Raw genomic sequence first — 18968 nt, 5'->3', positions numbered from 1 at the left:
GATCCCCTCCGCCAGGATGCGGTCCTCAACAAGGCGGACCACCCGATCCTTGGCATCCTGATCAAATTTCTTCGGCATGTTCCAGATTTTCCCATCTACTCAAACGGAACAAAACCTGGGACACTTCACCCCAGCTCCGTGAGCTTTGAAAGCATAAGCATCATGCCTAGCCCCAGGCACCGGGTCAGTGATAGCAAGAAGCTTTCCATCGAGGGTACAGATGATCTGGTGATTGAAGCCAGCTCGTTTGTGTTTACCTGAGAAGTTTATTTTTTCGCAAGGGATACGCCAATTCCAAGCGGGAACGAGTGTTCCGTGGCTTACCAGTGAACCTGGTGCATCTAGTGCTTGTTTCAGTGGCTGGATTAGCAGCCTCATGAATCTTCACCAGTGCTTTTTCTCTTCTGTTGATAGTCCTTGAAACTGTTGGCTGAGAGACGTTGAAGAACTCTGCTAAGAGTTGACGGTGAGGTCGTTGTCGGTGGTAGATCAGTGTCAGGGTGAGAGCTTGGGTTAGGGTGAGTTTTCTGGGTTTTTGTTGGGTTTTCTCTAGGCGAGGTGGGTATGGAGTGTATCGAGTAGGGTGGTGAATTGCTGGTGGGTTAGGTCTGTTGTGGGGCTTGTGGGGCGATGGTCTTTTCTGGTTTGGCTTTGAGAGTATTTGTGATGGTTTATCCTCATGGTTGCCTTCTGGTGGGGTCGTTGTCTAGTTGGTGGGGGTTTGTGTCCTAACCCCCTTATGAATAAGCCTCAAACAACTTTCCACATGTGCAACACTACAGACCATCGATAAACCCGCCCGCCACCTTAGCAATCGTCCCCCCGCTCACTCGCATAAATCCTCAACTTCTGATGCCGAGCCTCATCCCAACTTAATCGTCAGCAGCTGCCTCAAGGACTTGACTGTTTCCTGGTGGGGTGTCGATAAAGACGAAGTCGGCGGTGCTTGTTTTGCGGGTGATTTCGCGGTGGTTTACTGAGGTGACAGTAAACGGTAGCAGAGCCCCGTTTTTCTTCGGTGGTGTAGACCCCGTCTGTTGCTGCTCTTTGAGGGTCAGCGTCCCAAAGTTCTACTAAACGGTGGGGCGAGGGTGTGCGCCTACTTTTGAATAAGCCTCGCCTTATTGCGTGTGCAGCAGGCACTTTCGGTGTAGGCGAGAAAACCGCGTCCCTAGTTCTTCTTAAACCTGCCGGATGCTTTCATAAAGGCTCGGGCGGCAAAACGAGCGCCGGTCGCGTGGGTACCCGTGGCGGTTTTTGGGTCAAATTCCGGGTCTGCAGTAACGGGGGCAGGTGCATCTACCTGCTGAGCATGCACCGGTTCAGGAGCAGCAATCTCTGAGGCTTCATCAGGGGAGTCCGGCTCATGAATCACCGGCGACTTAACCGCAGGCTGTGAAGAGGTGGACGCGTCCGCAGAACCCTCTAGCGGCTCTAAACCTGCGGGGAAGAAAGCGGGCGGCTCACCTAAATTGTGCCTGACCTGTTCAATGAGCTGGCCGGTAAATTCTCGGCGTACCCGGGCACTGGTAGCAATAGCAGAACCGGTACGCGCCAGCTGCTCACCGGCTTTCACCAGTAAGAAAGTCTTAGGGTTGCGAGAAGCAATAACGCCAGCAGCCCCAAAAATATTAGTTTTGTTGCTACCGGGAACATTCGCCTGAGCCATCGCCTCATCAAGAGAGGCCAGTAGCTCATGAACATCGCGCCCCAACACCTGAGAGGCAGCTTCATCACTGCTAGAAGGGTTCAAACCGTACAGGAGCGCCACTCCGTGAACGTAGGCTTTGACCGCTTGAGCAGACCCCACCTGAGCTGCCGTACCCACACCTTGCCGTGTTGCCTGATTGACGTTGGCAATCTTCTGACCGGCGGCACCCAGGTGCGAAGCTGCACGAGTAGCAGTAGCTACCTTAGGGTTACGGGTCAGCCGACCCACCGCGTTAGGGGTGAATTCGGTGGCACCAGCCTCAGCCCCGCCCACCAGCGTAAAATCGCGGGTGAACACCTTACCCAAGCGCTCAATCACTTGGGCGGGCGTAGCCTGCGGTGACTGCGCCCGTATCTTACGAATACGACGCACCGCTAGCGGCTCACGCACTTCCTGATCCGACTCACCGGTTGCGGGTGTCTCAGGGACGGGGCGGGGAGTGTCAGCTACAGAATCATCGGGTGAAGTAGGGTGCTCAGTCATGCTCTCTATTTTAGAGCACCCACGATTCTTCACCGCAGATTAGCCCCTCAGCAAGAGCACATGTACACCCCACTAAAAACCGCCGGCACTCTCCCACCCACAAATGGGGGGGGGAGTACCGGCGGCTCTATACTGAAAATTTACACGGCAACTGGTGCTGTGAGAGCAGAACCTACTGGGCGTAACGCTCGGTAGCGTATTCCAGTAGCTGCGCTGCAATACCGGTGTAGGTATGCGGGGTCAGCTCGCTCAGTCGCTTCTCGGCGTCTTGAGAAAGACCAAGCTCGCCAACGAATTTTTTGAGTCGTGCCGCGTCAACGCGGTGACCGCGGGTAAGTTCTTTCAAACGCTCGTAGGGGTTTTCCATGCCCTCAACACCGGCAATAGCCTCAGCACGCATCACCATCTGAATAGCCTCAGCCAGAACCTCCCAGTTGGCATCCAAGTCATCAGAGATAACGTCGGTAGCAATATCAAGGCGTTCCAAGCCCTTGACTACATTGGAGATAGCAAGTACCGAGTGACCGAAAGCCACACCAATGTTGCGCTGTGACGAGGAGTCAGTCAAATCGCGCTGCCAGCGGGACTGCACCAGGGTTGCACCCAAGGTGTTCAACAGTGAGTTAGAAATTTCAAGGTTAGCCTCAGCATTTTCAAAACGGATGGGGTTCACCTTGTGCGGCATGGTTGAAGAACCGGTTGCACCGGCCACGGGAATCTGACGGAAGAAACCAATGGAAATGTAGCTCCACACATCGGTGCACAGGTTGTGCAATACCGAGTTGAAGTGAGCAATGGATGAGTAGAGTTCAGCCTGCCAGTCGTGGTTCTCAATCTGAGTGGTCAGCGGGTTCCAATCCAAGCCCAGACCGGTTACGAACTCCTCCGACACTTTCTGCCAGTCGGCACCGGGTACAGCCACAACGTGCGCTGAGTAGGTGCCGGTTGCGCCGTTGATCTTACCCAGGTACTCGGTGCGCTCAACGTTGCGAATCTGACGGTTCAAACGGTAGGCGAAAACAGCCAGTTCCTTACCCAGGGTTGAGGGGGTTGCAGGCTGACCGTGGGTACGAGAAAGCATGGGCACGTCGCGTGCTTCTTCAGCGAGCTTCATGATCTGATTAACCAGCGAACGAGCCGCGGGTAACCACACCTGAGTCACCGCGTCCTTGACACCCAAGGCGTAGGAGAGGTTGTTGATGTCTTCTGAGGTGCAACCGAAGTGAACCAGCGGCTTCAGATGCGCTAGGTTCAAACCTTCAAGACGGTTGCCGATATAGTACTCAACCGCCTTCACATCGTGAACGGTCACGGCTTCAATCTCAGCCAGTTCCTTGACGGAATCAGCCTTGAAATCGGTCACAATAGCACGCAAACCAGCCTCCTGTTCGCTGGTCAGTGGTTCAAGACCGGGCAGAACCTGGTGGTTGCACAGGTAAATAAACCATTCGACTTCAACGTGAATGCGGTCGCGGTTAAGGGCGGCCTCAGACAGGTAGTCAGTCAGGGGTGCGGTGGCAGATTTGTAACGACCATCGAGAGCGCCCAGTGCGATGTTCGCATCGGCAAGTGAGTGGCGGCCAGAGGGTAAGAAGGTGCTGTTTTCAGACATACTCCTATTTTGGCATGAAGCAGGCCGCATCCTTGAACCTGCCACCTGTGGATAGCGCAAACTTGGTACAAAAATCCTGTGGATAACTTTTGTTGCCCCCTACTTATCCACAGATTGAGGCTTCACCCTTGGCAGGATGCGCGCAATTTCTTACCGTAAAGGTACCACTGGTGAACTGCTGCGCCCGCCAAGTATCACCGAGGAACACAAGAGATCATAAATGAAAGAAAAGAGCCACCTCATGACACTCTTTCAGGACGCACTGGTAGCGGCGACTGCTCGCGGTGTGGGCTCGGCAGCTACAGCGCCGGTGGTCCAGCACGTGAGCTCTTTAGCGCAGATGGTGCGCGAGTACGCCACCACGCTAAGCGCAGAAACCGTAGCCCAGCAAGAAGCCCTGTACACCAGCGCGCACCGCATTGCTACCAGCCAGAATATTAGCTGGGAATCACGCACCAGCGACCTTTACAACGATCTGGTTCGGGGGCATTTGCAGCGCAACCAGGACGCGCGTGGCACTCTTGAGACGGCAGCAGAACACATTATGGCAGCCGGTGACGTTATTGCCCATCAGCTAGAAGCTCTGGCAATAGATATCAGGCAAGCAGGTGCTGGCGTGGATGCCGCCATCAGTGCCGCAGCGTCTCACGACTCCGTTGAAGACGTACTGGAGGTGTTTGCCGATGCCACGGTGGGCGCTGCCGAGTCAGCCCTTTACCTTTTACTGAATAACCCGCTGATTGACGCTGCTCAGCAGCTTATCCGTTAGAAGGAGCCATCTGGTGTTCACAAGAATCGCTGTTGATACTGAAAAACTTGCTGAATCGAGCGCCAAAATGTCGCGTTCAGCTGATGAATATGGCAATATTGCCGCTTCGCTCACCGACGTATCGATCAGGCTTGCGCTTCTAGCTGGTCTGGATTCATCGGGTGCTGGCGCTCAGGCACTGAAACTCGTAGGATCATGCGCCGCTGGCATTGCCGCTGAGAATCTGTTGATTCACATGAGGGCTCGTTCTTTAGCTCGGGTTCAGGAGAATTATGAAGCGGCTGAGAATGCGGCGCTGACAATCTTCAACGGGGTGCTGGGGCATGATTTCAACCGTCAGGATGTTCGTGTTGCCGCCGATATTTCTGTGGGGTTGAGCGCCGAATACTTCAAACAGCATGCTGGTCAATTCACGTTCTTGAAGGCTAAGGCACTGTGGGATCTCTCAAATATTGCCGCTACGAGCAAAACCCCTTACGCGGTGGCATTTAGCTCTATCGGCTATCTGACCTCGATCACGCTCTTTGGCGCCTCAACATTCTTAGATATTGTCTATGGCGGTAGAGCCTTTGCCCTGCGTAATCTCTTTGATCGGTTGACCGCGATGGGCTATTTGGTAGACGAGATTGATGACGTGTTCTACCGAATCTTTGCAGCCGGTGGGGTGTTTATGCCTTTAAACCATCACAGCACGCAGGTCTTTGCCAGCGGTTCCGGGCGAAAACTCTCCAATGATGTGAACGATATAGGTGTTCTTGTGAGGAACTTGAAAGCTGTAGGTGATGAAGCTGAAAATCTCGATACAGTGACCCAGGACGCCGGTACGCTGGTGGGCTATGGCAGAATCGCCGTGCAGAAAGTGATAGATGAAAACGGCAATATCTCGGCGGTAGTGTACATACCCGGCACTGATATCGCCGAGCTGGGCAAGGGCGATATTCTCGGGTACGAGGGTGCCTTAGAGATGACGCAGATGGATTGCGGCACCACCTACGAAGACTCCACAGCTATTACCCAGCTCATTGATCAAGCACTGACGGACGCGGGGGTAGATTCCAGCATCCCGCTGATGATGGTGGGGCACAGCCAGGGCGGCATGGCTTCTTTCAACAGCGCCGCCAACCCTTATCTACGCAGTAAGTACAACATGAAACAGGTGGTGAGCTTCGGCGCCCCCAACGGTGAGAAGCCCAAGGTACCGGGGGTGCAGTACACTGAGGTGCGCGGTATCGACGATATTGTGCCGGTGTTTCAGGCTAATACAGCCGAGCACACTGATGATGGTGATGACCGTATTTACTACGCGAACACTACCGAGAATCCTTGGTCGATCAATCCTTTTCACGGGCATTATCTCGATGGCTACGTCCACGCCCTCAAAAACCCTGAAAGCTCACTGCTGACAGAGAATTACAGTGCTGATGTAGCCTTTGTGGGCGCTCCCGTGGCTGTTTCATCGACAACCATGACCTCGGGTTCAAGGATGCCTCAGAGCACTACCCCTCTGCGACTAGCCGCCCGCACCGTGTCTCAAACTGCACCCATGATGTACCAAACAAGCATGGAGGTTGCCCAGTCAAAGGGGCTTGATGCGGCGAGTGAGCAGCAAGAATGGATTGTTGATGAAAACCAGAAACGCCAGTGGCACACCTCGGCTGAAAAGGCTGAGGACAAGGCGAACACTAAGAAAAAACTCCAGAACTCACGTGACATTCTGGAAACCGCCGAAACCTACTACAACTTAGCAATGGGCACTAGCAAAGCCCTAGACGGTGCAGCCCCTGAGACCTTGCGCCACTTAGAGCCTGATACCGTGCAAGAAACCGTGAAATATCATGTTCCGCGCATCGCCGCGGACATCGTCAATAACCAGCCCCCTGATCGCGTTCCCGCTGACTGGGTGAGAGAGTTCAACCTAGACGCACGGGGGCAGATAGCCGTGCCTGAGCCGGTTGGCGCGTCCGCACCAGCGACGGGTGCAGTAGCTGAACAAGGGCACTGGGCACACCACTTTGAGCCCCTACACCAGCACCAGTTTGCAGACAGTGAGTTGCATGAGGGGCGCCGCGAACCGGCTGTAATAGGCGCACAGTGAATGATTACACTGCTCACAAACCTATAATCAAAAGTATGACTGAGAACAACATGCGCCCCGCCCCTCGCCCCGTTTTTTCCTCCCTGCCCAAGTATGCAGCCGGCAAACCACCGGCTGAGGTAGAGGGGTTAGAACGATTCAAGCTGTCTTCTAATGAGAACCCGTGGGGAGCCGTGCCCGCTGTGCGAGAGGTACTGGCAGATTTTGACCAGACCCACCGCTACCCCGATCCACTCTCTACCTGTCTGCGTCAGGCGCTCGCTGATGAGCTTGCGGTTGATGCTGACGATATTGTGACCGGTGCCGGTAGCCTGGGTGCTTTACAGCAGATTCTCACGACTTTCGCGGGCAGTAACGAGGACGGTAGCCAGGACGAAGTCATTTATGCGTGGCGTTCCTTTGAGGCGTACCCCATCGTGGTGGGTCTTGCCGGGGCTCGTAGCGTGCAGGTGCCCAATACTGCAGAGGGCGCACATGATCTGGATGCGATGGCGGCAGCTATCACTGAAAAAACCCGCATCATTTTGGTCTGTACCCCTAATAACCCCACCGGTCCAGCGGTGACCGAGTCACAGTTGCGCGGATTTTTAGAAAAAGTGCCCGGCAATATTGTGGTGGTCGTGGACGAAGCGTATTTTGAGTTCTGTCAGGCGACCCCGCTCGATGAGGGCGTTGAAGGCCCGGTCAATGGTCTGGACGTCTACCGTGACTACCCGAACGTGGTGGTACTGCGAACCTTCTCTAAAGCTCAGGGGCTGGCAGGTTTACGGGTGGGGTATTCGGTTTCTCACCCCGAGATCACCCAGCATCTGCGGGTGGGGGCAACTCCTTTTGCTGTCTCAACACTGGCAGAGTCAGCTGCGGTGGCTTCCATCGAGCACAAAGATCAGGTAATGGAGCGGGTAGCACACCTGGTGGTTGAGCGGACGCGCGTGGTCACCGCCCTGCGTGAGATGGGGTACACCGTTGCTGAGACATTCGCTAATTTTGTGTGGTTACCCCTGGGTGAGCGCACCTCCGCGTTTGCTGCCGCTGCTGAGGCGCAGGCTTTGAGCGTGCGAGCTTTTGGTACTGAGGGGGTGCGGGTGAGCATTGGGGAGGACGCTGCTAATACGCGCTTGCTAAAGGTAGCCGCTGAGCTTTTGTCGGCTGAGCGGGGCTAAAGTCCCGGTGAGTTGCGATCGCTATCTTGCTCGTAGTGGGGGCGCGTCCTGAGTATCTGCTGTGTATTGCGCTACGTGATGCTTTACAAATCGCTATTTTTGAAAAAATGGTCTAATTTTTTTAAGAAAGGTCTTGATGGGATGCGCGTAAGACACACCCCACCGAGCTGTAAAATATGGAGGGTTATATGCCAATAACACACGCTCATCAGGACGCAAACCCCTGGGGTATTCCGCCGCTGATTCAACTTTTGACGCCCGAGGCGCAGGTTCAGGAGCATGAGGTTTTCAGCGGCTATGTTGCTGATATAGATCGAGAAACTTTGGAGGGGCTGTACCGTTCGATGGCGCTGACCCGCCGTTTTGATGAAGAGGCTACTGCCTTGCAACGTCAGGGTCAGTTACTGCTGTGGGTTTCGAGTCGGGGGCAAGAGGCAGCGCAGCTGGGTTCGACTTTCGCAACTGCTGAAAGCGACTACATTTTCCCCTCTTACCGTGAACACGGTATTGCTTTGGGTCGCGGGATTAAACCCGGTCAGTTGCTGGCGCTGTTTCGTGGTATTGATACTTGCGGGTGGGATCCCAAGAAGCATAACTTCCACCCTTACACCCTGGTGCTCGCAGCCCAGGTGCTTCACGCTACCGGTTACGCGATGGGTCTGAACTTCGATGCAACCATCGCTGAAGAAACCGGTGAATTGCAGACCGGGCAGGGACAAGCTACCGAGCCGGTAGCGGGGGAGAAGCCTGCTGTTATCACCTACTTTGGTGATGGCTCTTCCACCGAGGGTGAGATTCACGAGTCGATGGTTTTCGCTGCTTCGTACAACGCCCCGGTTCTTTTCTTCGTGCAGAATAACCGCTGGGCAATCTCAGTTCCCTTCGAAACTCAATCGCGTGTACCTATCGCCACTCGCGCAGCGGGTTACGGCTTCGAGGGAATCCGCGTAGACGGCAACGATATTCTTGCCGTTATTGCAGCCACCCGCTATGCACTGGAGAAAATCCGTGCGGGGGAAGGCCCTGTGCTGATTGAAGCTGAAACCTATCGACTTGGTGCCCACACCACCGCCGATGATCCCACTAAATACCGTACTGATGCCGAGCTCACCGAACGCACTACCGTTGAACCCCTCGTCCGCCTTGAAAAGTACCTGCGAGCCCTGGGCACTACCGATGAGTTCTTTGAAGCGCTCGCTCACGAAATAAAAGAGTACGGCAGCTCGGTGCGCGAAGCCGCTCTGAGTTTGCAGAGCCCCAGTTTTGAAGACTTCTTCGACCGCGTCTACGCACAGTCGCACAGCCAGGTGCAAGAAGAAGCCCAGTGGTACCGCACCTACCAAGACGGTTTTGAGGACTAACCCACATGATGACCGAAGAAATGAACCAAGAACCTGCGGTAGAGACCCTCTCGATGGCTAAAGCTATTAACCGCGCCCTGGTCGATGAGATGAGTAGCAACCGTAAGGTGGTTGTGATGGGTGAGGACGTGGGCGCTTTGGGTGGTGTTTTCCGCGTAACCGAGGGGCTCAGCACCCAGTTCGGCACCCAGCGTGTTATGGATTCCCCGCTGGGCGAGGCAGGAATTGTGGGTACCTCGCTAGGTCTTGCCCTGCGCGGCTACCGCCCGGTTGCTGAGATTCAGTTTGATGGCTTTATCTTTCCTGCTTTCAACCAGATCACCTCGCAACTCTCGAAGATGCACGGACGCACCGGCAAGAACTACGAGGTTCCGGTGACCATCCGCGTTCCTTTCGGCGGCGCTATTGGTTCAATTGAGCACCACTCGGAATCCCCCGAGGCGCTGTTTGCCCATACGCCGGGATTGCGCGTGATTACCCCCTCCTCACCTCACGATGCTTACTGGATGCTGCGTAAGGCAATCACCTGCCCAGACCCGGTGCTGTATTTTGAACCCAAGCGTCGTTACTGGCAAAAGGGCGAGGTGAATTTTGCAGATACCACCTTTGACCCCTTCACTGCTGAGGTACGCAGGGCGGGAACGGATTTGACCATTGCAACCTATGGCCCTCTAGTGCCTGTTGCTTTGGCTGCCGCTGAAGCCGCTGCTGAAGACGGTCGTAGCGTTGAAGTGATTGACCTGCGCAGTATCTCCCCGCTGGATGTTGAAACCGTGGCAGCATCAGTGAACAAGACCGGACGCTTGGTTATTACCCACGAGGCACCGACCTTCGGCGGCATTGGCGGTGAGCTATCAGCGCGCATCACCGAGCGGTGCTTCTACTCGCTGGAATCTCCCGTGTTGCGTGTGGGAGGGTTCCATATGCCCTACCCTTCAGCCCGTGTTGAAGAAGAATACGTGCCGGGCATCGACCGTATTCTTGAAGCCATTGAACGTTCGTTCACCTACTAAGGCAAGGCATCATGTCACAAATTTTCACATTGCCCGATGTGGGCGAAGGTCTAACCGAAGCTGACATTCTGTCGTGGAAGGTCGCTGAGGGCGACGCCGTTGCGGTTAACGATGTATTGGTAGAGATCGAAACTGCTAAGTCAGTGGTTGAACTCCCCTCGCCCTATGCCGGGGTTGTTGAGGCTCTCATGGCAACCGAAGGTAGTACGGTGGCGGTGGGTGCCCCCATTATTTCTATTGCCGATAGCGCGACAGACCGCGGTGTACCGGTGGCAACTCCGGCAGAACCCGGCGTAGAAGCGCTGGTCGGATCAGGGCCGAAAGCTGACCCCGTCAAGCGTCGTACACGCAAACGTCAGGTGCCTGCTGAGCAAGCGCGCCCTGAGTACGATGGCGCACCCCAGCCGGTAGCTGAGAAAAAGCCGGCAGGGGCAGAAGAAAAACGCGGTCTGTTAGCCGGTATTAGTAGCTGGCAAGATCTGCAAGGACGCGCCAGCAAACTGGTGGAGGACGGCAAAGAAGCACTGCTGCGTCGCCCCTCAGTCCAGTCTGCACCGGCACCAGAAAAAACTACCCAGCCTGTACCTCGCCGCCAGACCTTGGCGAAACCGCCGGTGCGTAAGGCAGCCCAAGACTTGGGCGTAGATTTAGCGCATGTGACACCCACAGGTAATAACGGTCAGGTGACCAAGCAGGATCTGCTCAACTATGTGGCGCACATTGCCGAAGATACATCGACAGCAAGCAATGGCGATTTCTGGTCGGCTCAAACCGTGGGCGATGACCGCATCGAGCGCATTAAGGTACGCGGTGTTCGCAAGGCAACAGCCCGCGCTATGTCGCAGTCAGCATTCACTGCTCCGCACATTTCTATCTTTGTCGATGTCGATGCTACCCGCACGATGGAGTTCGTCAAGCGACTCAAAGCCTCGCCCAAGTACCAGGGCGTGAAGGTGACCCCGCTCTTAATTCTTGCCAAGGCTGTTATATACGCGGCGGCTCGCACCCCGCAGGTGAATGCTACCTGGACTGACTCTGAGATTCTGGTCAAGCATTTCATGAACTTAGGTATCGCTGCGGCAACACCGCGCGGTTTGCTGGTGCCCAACATTAAGGACGCCCAAAACCTCTCCTTGCGCGAGTTAGCGGTGGCTCTAAACGATCTGACAGTGACTGCTCGCGAGGGCAAAACCCAACCTGCGGACATGTCGGGGGGAACCTTCACAATCACCAACATCGGCGTGCTTGGCATTGATACGGGTACACCGATTTTGAACCCGGGTGAGGTTGGTATTCTCGCCTTCGGCACCATCAAGCAAAAGCCATGGGTAGTAGATGGTGAGGTTATTCCCCGCTGGGTTACCACCCTCGGTGGTTCCTTTGACCACCGTGCTGTTGATGGGGATCTCTCAGCGCGCTTCATGGCAGACGTTGCAGCAATTCTCGAAGAACCTGCACTGCTTCTGGATATGTAGGCTCCCACACTGCCTAACCCCCGGTTACAAGGTGCTGGTGATAACAGGCAGACGTAATAACGTGCCTCCGCCCGCCGTGCATCTCCTACCGTAGACCGCCGCTGAAAAACGCACTCGATGCGGTGCGTATGAAAAACTTCTGGGCACTAAATGAGGGCCCTCACCACTGGTGAGAGCCCTCAAAAAGAAGATGTGCTACCTCAACCGGCTAAGGGAAACTTCCCCAAGTTTTTCTTAGCCGTTGCGTGGGCTGCCATTAGGGTAACAGCTGCTGATGAAGAGGTGGCGATTATCTTTACTCAGAAAATTGGGTTCTAGCTCAGTCCCCCAACGTCGCTAGAACAACACAAAGAGTCCCCCGACTCGTGTTTTTTCTGAATATATCTATTGTGCCAGATACTGCTAAGGGTACGTGTTGTGCCCATTAGACACACTTATGCTGACAGATCCCTAGAAAATTTCAACAGCGCCGGTTTCGCGGTCAATTTCGTAGGCGATGGCGTTGTCTTCATCGTCACCACCGTCGTAGACCACCATAGCGGCAATCGCGTCATCGGCAGGGAAAGCTCGAATGGTGACGGTGCCGCCGTCCGTGTTTTTGAGGACTTCAAGGACGCTCGTGGTGAGCGAATCGGAGATGCGCCGAGGCATGGTTTCTCCGAGTTCGTCGAGAATATCGACGCGGATGCCGCGCTGGCGGGCTGCCCACGTTGCATCCAGAATTGCGCGGTTGGCGATGTGCCTACCGCGAATGGTGTCGCGCAACTGGGCCTCAGCGAGTTTGAACTGTTCTGCTTCTTCGAGGCTGATAGGTGAGGGGTCGAAAGCAATGCGACTGAGCATACTCTCGGTGAGCGTACGAACCTCAGCTACACGTTGGGAGGCAACGTTACCCAGACCTTCTTCTTCAGCGTGATTGTGCTCAGCTGAGCGCAACAAGCTGGTGGATTGCTCTGTCTGCTGGGTAGCGGCAGCGGCTAAGGAATTCATGCCTTGAGCAACCGCGAGCAGTAGGGCAGGCACCAAAAAGATGGAAAGAAACTCGGCAAGGGTTCGTTCAAAAGACTGGTACCACTGGGCAACCAGCAGCAGCATGAAAAGAAAAACAATCCACCCTACAAATGATCGCTGACGCAGGATCAGAATAATGCTGATGAGCTGAAAGGGCAGAATAACCAGCAAGACCGTGCCGCGCGGTAGAGAGTGAGGCAGTACCTCAAGTAGCCCCTGTACGCTGTACATGGAGAGCAGGGTAATGATGGGCGAATAGACCTCGGGCAGTCTTGTTTTATCAAGCTCTAAGAAGGTCAGACCGAGAGCTACCGCGAAGGTGATGAACGCAAGGAGCATCTTACCCATCGAGTTGCTGGTGTAGGTGGGGTGGGCAATCTGCCAGACCAACATAGAAAGTCCCACCATGATAATGCAAAAACAAATAGCGTAGTTCAGGTACTGGTTACGCAAAAAACTAAATCGAATTGCCATTATTTCTCACCCGGCCACTGCACGGTTACTTTGGTGCCTTTAGCGGGGGAGGAATCAATGTAGACTTCACCACCGACTTCTCGCATGGAGTGCATCATTGAAACGCGCACGCCCATGCGCCTGATATCGATGTCTTTGAGCGAAAAACCGGTTCCTCGGTCAGAGATAGTACAGATAATAAACGAACGGGATTCTGCTGAGCGGCTGGAACGCAGGGGACGGCGGTATTCCGTGCGAATACTGATTTGGGTGGTACGGCTACCGGAGTGACGGGCGCTGTTTGAGACAGCTTCAGTGACGGCATGGACGAAGGCACGCGCCGCAGGTGCTGGCAGGACAGACTCAGAGTCAGCGGCAGGGTAGTTGTGCGGTGCCTGAGAATCGTTGAAACGCAGACGATTGTTCCACGGTGAGATGCCCTCTGCCACTTGTTCAGTAAGCGTCTGAAAAGTGGTGGGCAGCTCGAATCTGGTTTTCGCGGTTTCCTGATCGAGAACCGACAATGCACGCTGAGCCAGTTTGCGCGTCCGCTCAGCAACTAGGCCTTGCTGACGTGAGGCGTCCAGCAGGGTTGCCATTACGTTATCGTGAACGAGCTTGTCGAACTCCTGCAGCTGCTTAGAAATATCGCGGGTACGGTAGACGCGCAGGTGGGCGCCTAGGGTCTCGGTGTAGAGCGTGTCAGCGTTGTGGGCGGCATCAATTACTGTTCCCACAAAACCTGCGAGTAACGTACACGAACCGGCCACGTAGGCAATGTAGATGAGCACTAAACTCGTGTGTATCTCGGTATTAGTGGCAGAGTGCGCACCTATCAGCGAGGCACTAAAAATAGCCGTAAAGCACACGATGCTGAGAATAATACCGCGTGCCGATAAAAGAATGAGCGGTGTCAGTACACCGTAGAGGGGCAGAGTCCACATCCACGAATAGGGTGAATCACCGGGTTCTAGCGCTAGAGGCCACACTATAAGCCCCAGCAGAGCAATCGCCGCTGCCGGGTAGATGAGCGCAGGAAGATATTCTTTGCGCAAGCTGAAGTAGGTCAGTGCCGAAGAATGGATGATGACCAGCAGACCAATAAGGTTGTACCAGCTACTGTAGGTGCCAGGGTCTGCCACCATCTGCACCACAATAACAACGCCGAGCACAGCATAAAAAAGCTCTAAACGGCAGAACAGGGCGAAAGTAATGGACCCCACGAAGCTCTGCCCGTTACCACCCTGCGAACTCACCGGGCGCGGGCGCGTGAAGGTGTCTCGGGTAGACGTCAGACTCAGAGAGCGGGCAAGATCCTTGGTGACATCGGTATTAGTAGCCAATAATTTACTCTTTGCAGGTGGTTGCGCCCTCCGCGGAGGCTGCGGGTCTTAGAGGTAGCGTTCTGCTGAATTAACGTCTTCCATGCTATCAACGAGTCCGTCTTCAATAGCTCGAATGCGAAGGTCGATTTTGGTCGGCGCGGGGCGCCCCACACGCGCGTACTTCTCACGGATGCGGTCGATATTGGTCTTAACAGCGGACTGCTTAATGCCCATACGGCGTGCCACCTGAACCTGCGCGAAACCCGATGCGTACAGGCGCAGGGTCTCCTGCTCACGCGGGGAGAGGCTGGCCTTAGAGAACTCGTGGTCAGAGTCGATAGCAGCAGCGAGTTCTTTGGTCACCACAGCTTTACCATCTGCAATGTTGCGTGCTTCTTGCAGGGCGTGGTCGAGAGGCTCCGACTTGCGAACTAGACCGAGGGCACCTTGCTTCAGTGCTTCGCGAATGAGGGTAGGGTTCTCCCCGATGCTGAAAATCAGCACCTTGATGCCTGCCTGCTGCAAGAGCTCAACGTTGTTGCCGGGGCGAGAATTATCTTGCAGTGAAAGATCAAGGAGAACAACATCGCACTCGCGCTTAATCTTGCCGAGGTCAGCATTCGCAGGGTCACGGGGGTTACGACCCAAAGCAATCAGTAAATCAATGACGGTGGGTGCAGCAGCTACAAGCTCTACATCTTCGCGTCCCACCGCAACGGCCCGCAGACCTTCGCGAACAACCTCATGGTCATCAACAATTGCAACTTTGGTAATACTCAAAACATCCCCCTATGAATTTCGTACTCAACCATTGACAGAAAAATACGTACACATTACTTACTTATTAGTTTACGGTGCCATTGAGATACACCGTGTACAAGCGTTGTGTACACTATCGGGTGTTGCTTCGCCACACTATAGATTAATACTACCGTTTGTGGCTTTAGACCGGGCGAATACTGCTGGGGGCAGCCTTTGGACGGTAGCCGCGGGTTACTTTGGTTAGTTACCTCACTTTATTAAAATCCGCGCGTCCGTTCAAAGTTTTTGTGATAGCGCAGACCCGCGCTTGCCCCCAGCAAAGAACCAATGAGGGCTGATGCCGAAAGCGCTAGTATCGCCAGCGCATTGACGGACGCGGTGGAGTCCGCTAATCCTTGCACGGCAAAGGGCATCGGACGCGCAAAGTGCGTACCCGCAACGAAACTCAGAAGGGTTGAAAGAGCGATGGTCAGCACCAGCCAGAGCCATACTGCGAGCCCCTGCTTGAAACGGGAGAAGCGGGTGAGTCGAGCCGCTGTGTAGCCGCCCACGCTGAAACTCAATGCCCACAGGGCAAGGCTGACGCCCCACCATACCCACACTGCCTGATCAGTATTATCGGCTGCTAAGCCGCGTTCAAGGGTGGCTGCTACTCCGATGTACTGGGTTGAGGCGGTGAGGTGCAGTAACATGTCGTACAGCCAGCGCAACCCCAAGAGTGCGGCGCAACCGGTGAGAAAACCTAAAAAGGCGGGGAACAGCCTAATGCCACGTTGCGCTCTGACGGCGGGTAGGGGTTGCTCAGCGAAGAGTTCAGCTTCATCCTCCTTCTGACCGCAGTTTTCTACCTCGTGAACTACCGGGTAGGAGGCGGTAGCTTCAACTGTCGGTTGAGGGGCAGTGATAGGGCGTGTGGCCGTTGAACTGATGGGCTGAGTGGCAGGTTCTTCATAGTGCAGAACGCGCGTGGGCTCATCATCGGTATCAAGGGTGCCGGTGCGATCATCGTCAAAGACGTCGTCCCACACGTAGGTTTCATCATGGCGTTTGCTATCGCTCATCGTTGTTGGCTCCTGTTTCTGCCAGGGTCAGCGAGTGGACGCTGAACGGGTGGGGGTAATCTGGGCGGTCACTCTCGGTAACGGTCTTGATAAGGCGGGCGGGGTTTCCCACAGCTACCGAGTTCGCCGGTATGTCTTTGGTGACCACACTACCTGCGCCAATGACGCAGTTATTGCCAACGGTGACACCGGGGCAGAAAATAGCGCCACCGCCAGCCCATACGTTGTTGCCGATGGTGATGGGCAAACCTGCCTCCCAGTAGGCTTGACGATCAGCAGGGTTGAGCGGATGCGTGGGTGTAAGAATCTGAACGCCCGGTCCCGCCATAAAATAATCGCCAATGTATACGGGGGCTACATCGAGAATGACCGCACCGTAGTTGAAGAAACAGTGGGATCCCACAAAAGTGTTGATGCCGTAGTCAAAATCCATGTGCGGGCGAAAAGTGGTGCCTTCACCGACTGAACCCAAAAGTTCTTCAAGTGTGGTGCTCATGCCTTGCTCATCTCGGGCACGGTAGTACTGGGTGTACTGCTGCACCAGATTCTCGGCGCGCAAGGTGATTGCCGAGCAGTAGTCATCGGGACGGTAGGGTTTACCCGCCACCATATCGCGAAAATCGGGGGAGGGCATCTGCGGATCAACATTCATCGAGCTACCCCTGCCACCACGTCATTGCTACGGTGACCAGCACACCGAACACAGCAAGTATCAGCGTCGCATAGATAAACCGCCGAATGATTTCCCGCATAAGTTCGCGGAACTCCTGATCAGTAATATCGGTCTGTTTTTTCTGAGCCATACCCCCAGTATGGCAGTGAGCGGCGCAAAATAACACTGCGCCGACCCCGAAAACTAACCGCTCCTTAGTACCTGACACGGCAAGACCCCGCCGGTAAAACATGGCACAATTTACCTCATGCAGTCTCAGCAGAACGATACATCTCAAGATTTTCCCCTCGCATCGCGTCCGTGGATTCAGGGCTATAACCCCGGTGTAACCCGCGATGTTCCCCTCTCCGACACATCCCTCAGTCACCTCATGGAACAGGCAGTGCGCGACGCCCCTGACGCTGTGGCTCTCGACTTTTTCGGTGCAACCACCACCTACCGTCAGCTCGGCGACGATATTCGTCGCGTGGCAGAGGGACTGCGTCGTGCCGGTGTTCAAGCCGGTGACCGCGTCGCTATTATCTTGCCTAACTGTCCCCAACACGTTGTAGCTTTCTACGCTGCCTTCCGTTTGGGCGCCGTCGTTGTTGAACACAACCCCCTCTATACCTCTGCAGAGCTACGCCATATGTTTGAAGACCACGGCGCGAAGGTAGCTATTGTCTGGGACAAAGCACTACAGAACGTGCTGGATCTTCCCGGCGATGTTCGACCCACCACCATCATCTCGGCGAACCTCATTGAGGCAATGCCCACCCTCATGCGCACCGCCCTGAAACTGCCCGTCAAACGCCTGCGCGAATCTCGCGAAAAACTTGAGGGCAGCGTCCACGCTCGCGGGATTATCAGCTGGAAACAGTTGCTAAAAAATGAGCAGATCGACCCGCATCACCACCGTCCCACCGCCCACGATATTGCGATTTTGCAGTACACCTCGGGCACTACCGGCAAACCCAAGGGGGTTATTCTCACCCACCGCAACCTTGAGTCGAACGCTCGCATGGGTGAAGCCTGGATTCAACCTCAGGGCAATAATGTGATTTACGGGGTGCTGCCGCTTTTTCACGCCTACGGTCTGACCCTGGGTCTAACTATTTCTGTGCTGATTCAGGCGCGTCTGGTGCTCTTTCCCACTGTCGATATCAACCTGATTCTTAAAGCACTGAAAAAGACCACCCCCACCATTTTGCCCGCAGTACCTCCCGTGTACCGTAAACTCCTGGATCAAGCGAAAGCTGAAAACAAGACAGATTTGCTCAACGGCATTAACTACGGTGTTTCAGGCGCGATGAACCTGCCGCCCGAGCTAGTGGAAGAGTGGGAATCGTACACCGGTGGCTTCTTGGTAGAAGGCTACGGTCTAACCGAGTGCAGCCCCATTGTAAGCTGTAATCCCCTAAGCAAAAAACGCCGTGCAGGATCTATCGGTCTGCCCTTCCCCTCCACTGACCTGCGCATTGTTGACCCTGATACTCTCGAAGACTTGCCACTGGGCGTTGCCGGTGAACTGCTAGTCAAGGGGCCGCAGGCTTTTAGAGGATACTGGAAGCTCGAAGAAGAAACCCGTAAGAGCATCACCGCTGATGGCTGGTTGCGTACCGGCGATATTGTGACGATGGACGATGCAGGATTCCTCTACGTTGTAGATCGCATTAAAGAAGTAATTATCACCGGTGGCTTCAACGTCTCACCCACCGAGGTTGAGACAGCCCTCAAGCAGCATGATTCTGTGTCGGACGCGGCTGTAGTGGGTCTACCCGCCCCCGGTGGCGGCGAAGAAGTCGTAGCGGCAATTATTCTCTCTGAGGGCTATGCCCTTGACCCCGAGGAACTCAAAGAGCACATGCGATCGCGCGTCACCCGCTACAAGGTGCCGCGCCGCTTTATTGCCTTTGACGAGGACTTCCCCCGCACCATGCTGGGCAAAACCCAGCGTCGTCTGGTGCGCCAGAAACTCGAAGACAAGAAGTAAAAACGTACAAAGCCGGTAGCCCCTCAAGT

The 18968-nt window shown here is 55.0% G+C and carries 17 protein-coding genes; 8 read left to right on the top strand and 9 right to left on the bottom strand.

All coding sequences use genetic code 11. The annotated features are described in order from the left end of the window. The coding region (locus JTP09_RS08725; protein ID WP_204878055.1) for a hypothetical protein at positions 1-261 on the top strand (261 nt) is incomplete at its 5' end. On the opposite strand, the gene JTP09_RS10375 is transcribed toward JTP09_RS08725, so the two are convergent. From JTP09_RS10375 to purB, 3 genes are all read right to left on the bottom strand, one after another. Continuing rightward, positions 254-592 carry a transposase family protein gene (locus JTP09_RS10375; protein WP_370592548.1) on the bottom strand — a complete coding sequence of 113 codons (339 nt, stop codon included), beginning with the start codon at positions 590-592 and terminating at the stop codon, positions 254-256. The two genes, JTP09_RS08725 and JTP09_RS10375, sit on opposite strands and share 8 nt — an antisense overlap. A gap of 579 nt (positions 593-1171) precedes the next feature. Beyond that, a complete protein-coding gene (locus JTP09_RS08715) occupies positions 1172-2194 on the bottom strand; it encodes a hypothetical protein (protein WP_204878054.1) in 1023 nt (340 codons plus the stop codon). A gap of 172 nt (positions 2195-2366) precedes the next feature. Further along, the gene (purB, locus tag JTP09_RS08710; RefSeq protein ID WP_204878053.1) at positions 2367-3806 is read right to left on the bottom strand and encodes an adenylosuccinate lyase; all 1440 of its coding nucleotides are present in this window, start codon (positions 3804-3806) and stop codon (positions 2367-2369) included. A gap of 241 nt (positions 3807-4047) precedes the next feature. On the opposite strand from purB, the gene JTP09_RS08705 reads away from it, so the two are divergent. The 6 genes from JTP09_RS08705 to JTP09_RS08680 all read left to right on the top strand — a co-directional run bounded on the left by JTP09_RS08705 (position 4048) and on the right by JTP09_RS08680 (position 11682). Then, entirely contained in the window at positions 4048-4575 is a 528-nt protein-coding gene (locus tag JTP09_RS08705; protein WP_204878052.1) for a hypothetical protein, read from the top strand. 13 nt (positions 4576-4588) lie between these two features. Continuing rightward, the gene (locus tag JTP09_RS08700) at positions 4589-6670 is read left to right on the top strand and encodes a hypothetical protein (protein WP_204878051.1); all 2082 of its coding nucleotides are present in this window, start codon (positions 4589-4591) and stop codon (positions 6668-6670) included. Positions 6671-6705: 35 nt separating this feature from the next. After that, the gene (locus JTP09_RS08695) at positions 6706-7833 is read left to right on the top strand and encodes a histidinol-phosphate transaminase (protein ID WP_204878050.1); all 1128 of its coding nucleotides are present in this window, start codon (positions 6706-6708) and stop codon (positions 7831-7833) included. Positions 7834-8021: 188 nt separating this feature from the next. Beyond that, positions 8022-9194, top strand: a complete 1173-nt coding sequence (locus tag JTP09_RS08690) for a thiamine pyrophosphate-dependent dehydrogenase E1 component subunit alpha (protein ID WP_204878049.1) — start codon at positions 8022-8024, stop codon at positions 9192-9194. Between the two features lie 5 nt (positions 9195-9199). Then, complete coding sequence (locus tag JTP09_RS08685) at positions 9200-10207, top strand: alpha-ketoacid dehydrogenase subunit beta (protein ID WP_370592544.1); 1008 nt, start codon at positions 9200-9202, stop codon at positions 10205-10207. 11 nt (positions 10208-10218) lie between these two features. Beyond that, entirely contained in the window at positions 10219-11682 is a 1464-nt protein-coding gene (locus tag JTP09_RS08680) for a dihydrolipoamide acetyltransferase family protein (protein WP_204878048.1), read from the top strand. Positions 11683-12132: 450 nt separating this feature from the next. On the opposite strand, the gene JTP09_RS08675 is transcribed toward JTP09_RS08680, so the two are convergent. The 6 genes from JTP09_RS08675 to JTP09_RS08650 all read right to left on the bottom strand — a co-directional run bounded on the left by JTP09_RS08675 (position 12133) and on the right by JTP09_RS08650 (position 17097). Next, the gene (locus JTP09_RS08675; protein WP_204878047.1) at positions 12133-13167 is read right to left on the bottom strand and encodes a hypothetical protein; all 1035 of its coding nucleotides are present in this window, start codon (positions 13165-13167) and stop codon (positions 12133-12135) included. Continuing rightward, on the bottom strand, positions 13167-14489 hold the full coding sequence (locus JTP09_RS08670) for a sensor histidine kinase (RefSeq protein ID WP_204878046.1): 1323 nt from the start codon (positions 14487-14489) through the stop codon (positions 13167-13169). The genes JTP09_RS08675 and JTP09_RS08670 overlap by 1 nt, the downstream gene beginning before the upstream one ends. Before the next feature lie 48 nt (positions 14490-14537). Beyond that, positions 14538-15251: a response regulator transcription factor gene (locus JTP09_RS08665; protein WP_204878045.1), complete on the bottom strand. Its 714-nt coding sequence runs from the start codon at positions 15249-15251 to the stop codon at positions 14538-14540. A 239-nt stretch (positions 15252-15490) separates the two neighbouring features. After that, positions 15491-16294 carry a hypothetical protein gene (locus JTP09_RS08660; RefSeq protein ID WP_204878044.1) on the bottom strand — a complete coding sequence of 268 codons (804 nt, stop codon included), beginning with the start codon at positions 16292-16294 and terminating at the stop codon, positions 15491-15493. Further along, on the bottom strand, positions 16284-16946 hold the full coding sequence (locus JTP09_RS10240) for a sugar O-acetyltransferase (RefSeq protein ID WP_204878043.1): 663 nt from the start codon (positions 16944-16946) through the stop codon (positions 16284-16286). Before JTP09_RS10240 ends, JTP09_RS08660 begins: the two co-directional genes overlap by 11 nt. 4 nt (positions 16947-16950) lie before the next feature. Continuing rightward, a complete protein-coding gene (locus JTP09_RS08650; RefSeq protein ID WP_204878042.1) occupies positions 16951-17097 on the bottom strand; it encodes a hypothetical protein in 147 nt (48 codons plus the stop codon). 117 nt (positions 17098-17214) lie between these two features. Here JTP09_RS08650 and JTP09_RS08645 point away from each other — a divergent pair, with 117 nt between their 5' ends. Beyond that, positions 17215-18939: a long-chain-fatty-acid--CoA ligase gene (locus tag JTP09_RS08645; RefSeq protein WP_204878041.1), complete on the top strand. Its 1725-nt coding sequence runs from the start codon at positions 17215-17217 to the stop codon at positions 18937-18939. Positions 18940-18968 lie beyond the last annotated feature (29 nt).

Origin of the sequence: Rothia sp. ZJ1223, from assembly GCF_016900985.1 — a bacterium.
In the GTDB taxonomy this organism is placed as follows: Bacteria; Actinomycetota; Actinomycetes; order Actinomycetales; family Micrococcaceae; genus Rothia.
Note: the sequence above shows the minus strand (reverse complement) of the source record. Positions and strands in the feature narration are given on the sequence as shown.

Bases quoted from the DNA above. Each gene is read 5' to 3' on its own strand.
- JTP09_RS08715 (WP_204878054.1), bottom strand. From the start codon at position 2,194: ATGACTGAGCACCCTACTTCACCCGATGATTCTGTAGCTGACACTCCC.
- purB (WP_204878053.1), bottom strand. From the start codon at position 3,806: ATGTCTGAAAACAGCACCTTCTTACCCTCTGGCCGCCACTCACTTGCC.
- JTP09_RS08705 (WP_204878052.1), top strand. From the start codon at position 4,048: ATGACACTCTTTCAGGACGCACTGGTAGCGGCGACTGCTCGCGGTGTG.
- JTP09_RS08695 (WP_204878050.1), top strand. From the start codon at position 6,706: ATGACTGAGAACAACATGCGCCCCGCCCCTCGCCCCGTTTTTTCCTCC.
- JTP09_RS08690 (WP_204878049.1), top strand. From the start codon at position 8,022: ATGCCAATAACACACGCTCATCAGGACGCAAACCCCTGGGGTATTCCG.
- JTP09_RS08685 (WP_370592544.1), top strand. From the start codon at position 9,200: ATGATGACCGAAGAAATGAACCAAGAACCTGCGGTAGAGACCCTCTCG.
- JTP09_RS08680 (WP_204878048.1), top strand. From the start codon at position 10,219: ATGTCACAAATTTTCACATTGCCCGATGTGGGCGAAGGTCTAACCGAA.
- JTP09_RS08675 (WP_204878047.1), bottom strand. From the start codon at position 13,167: ATGGCAATTCGATTTAGTTTTTTGCGTAACCAGTACCTGAACTACGCT.
- JTP09_RS08660 (WP_204878044.1), bottom strand. From the start codon at position 16,294: ATGAGCGATAGCAAACGCCATGATGAAACCTACGTGTGGGACGACGTC.
- JTP09_RS10240 (WP_204878043.1), bottom strand. From the start codon at position 16,946: ATGAATGTTGATCCGCAGATGCCCTCCCCCGATTTTCGCGATATGGTG.
- JTP09_RS08650 (WP_204878042.1), bottom strand. From the start codon at position 17,097: ATGGCTCAGAAAAAACAGACCGATATTACTGATCAGGAGTTCCGCGAA.
- JTP09_RS08645 (WP_204878041.1), top strand. From the start codon at position 17,215: ATGCAGTCTCAGCAGAACGATACATCTCAAGATTTTCCCCTCGCATCG.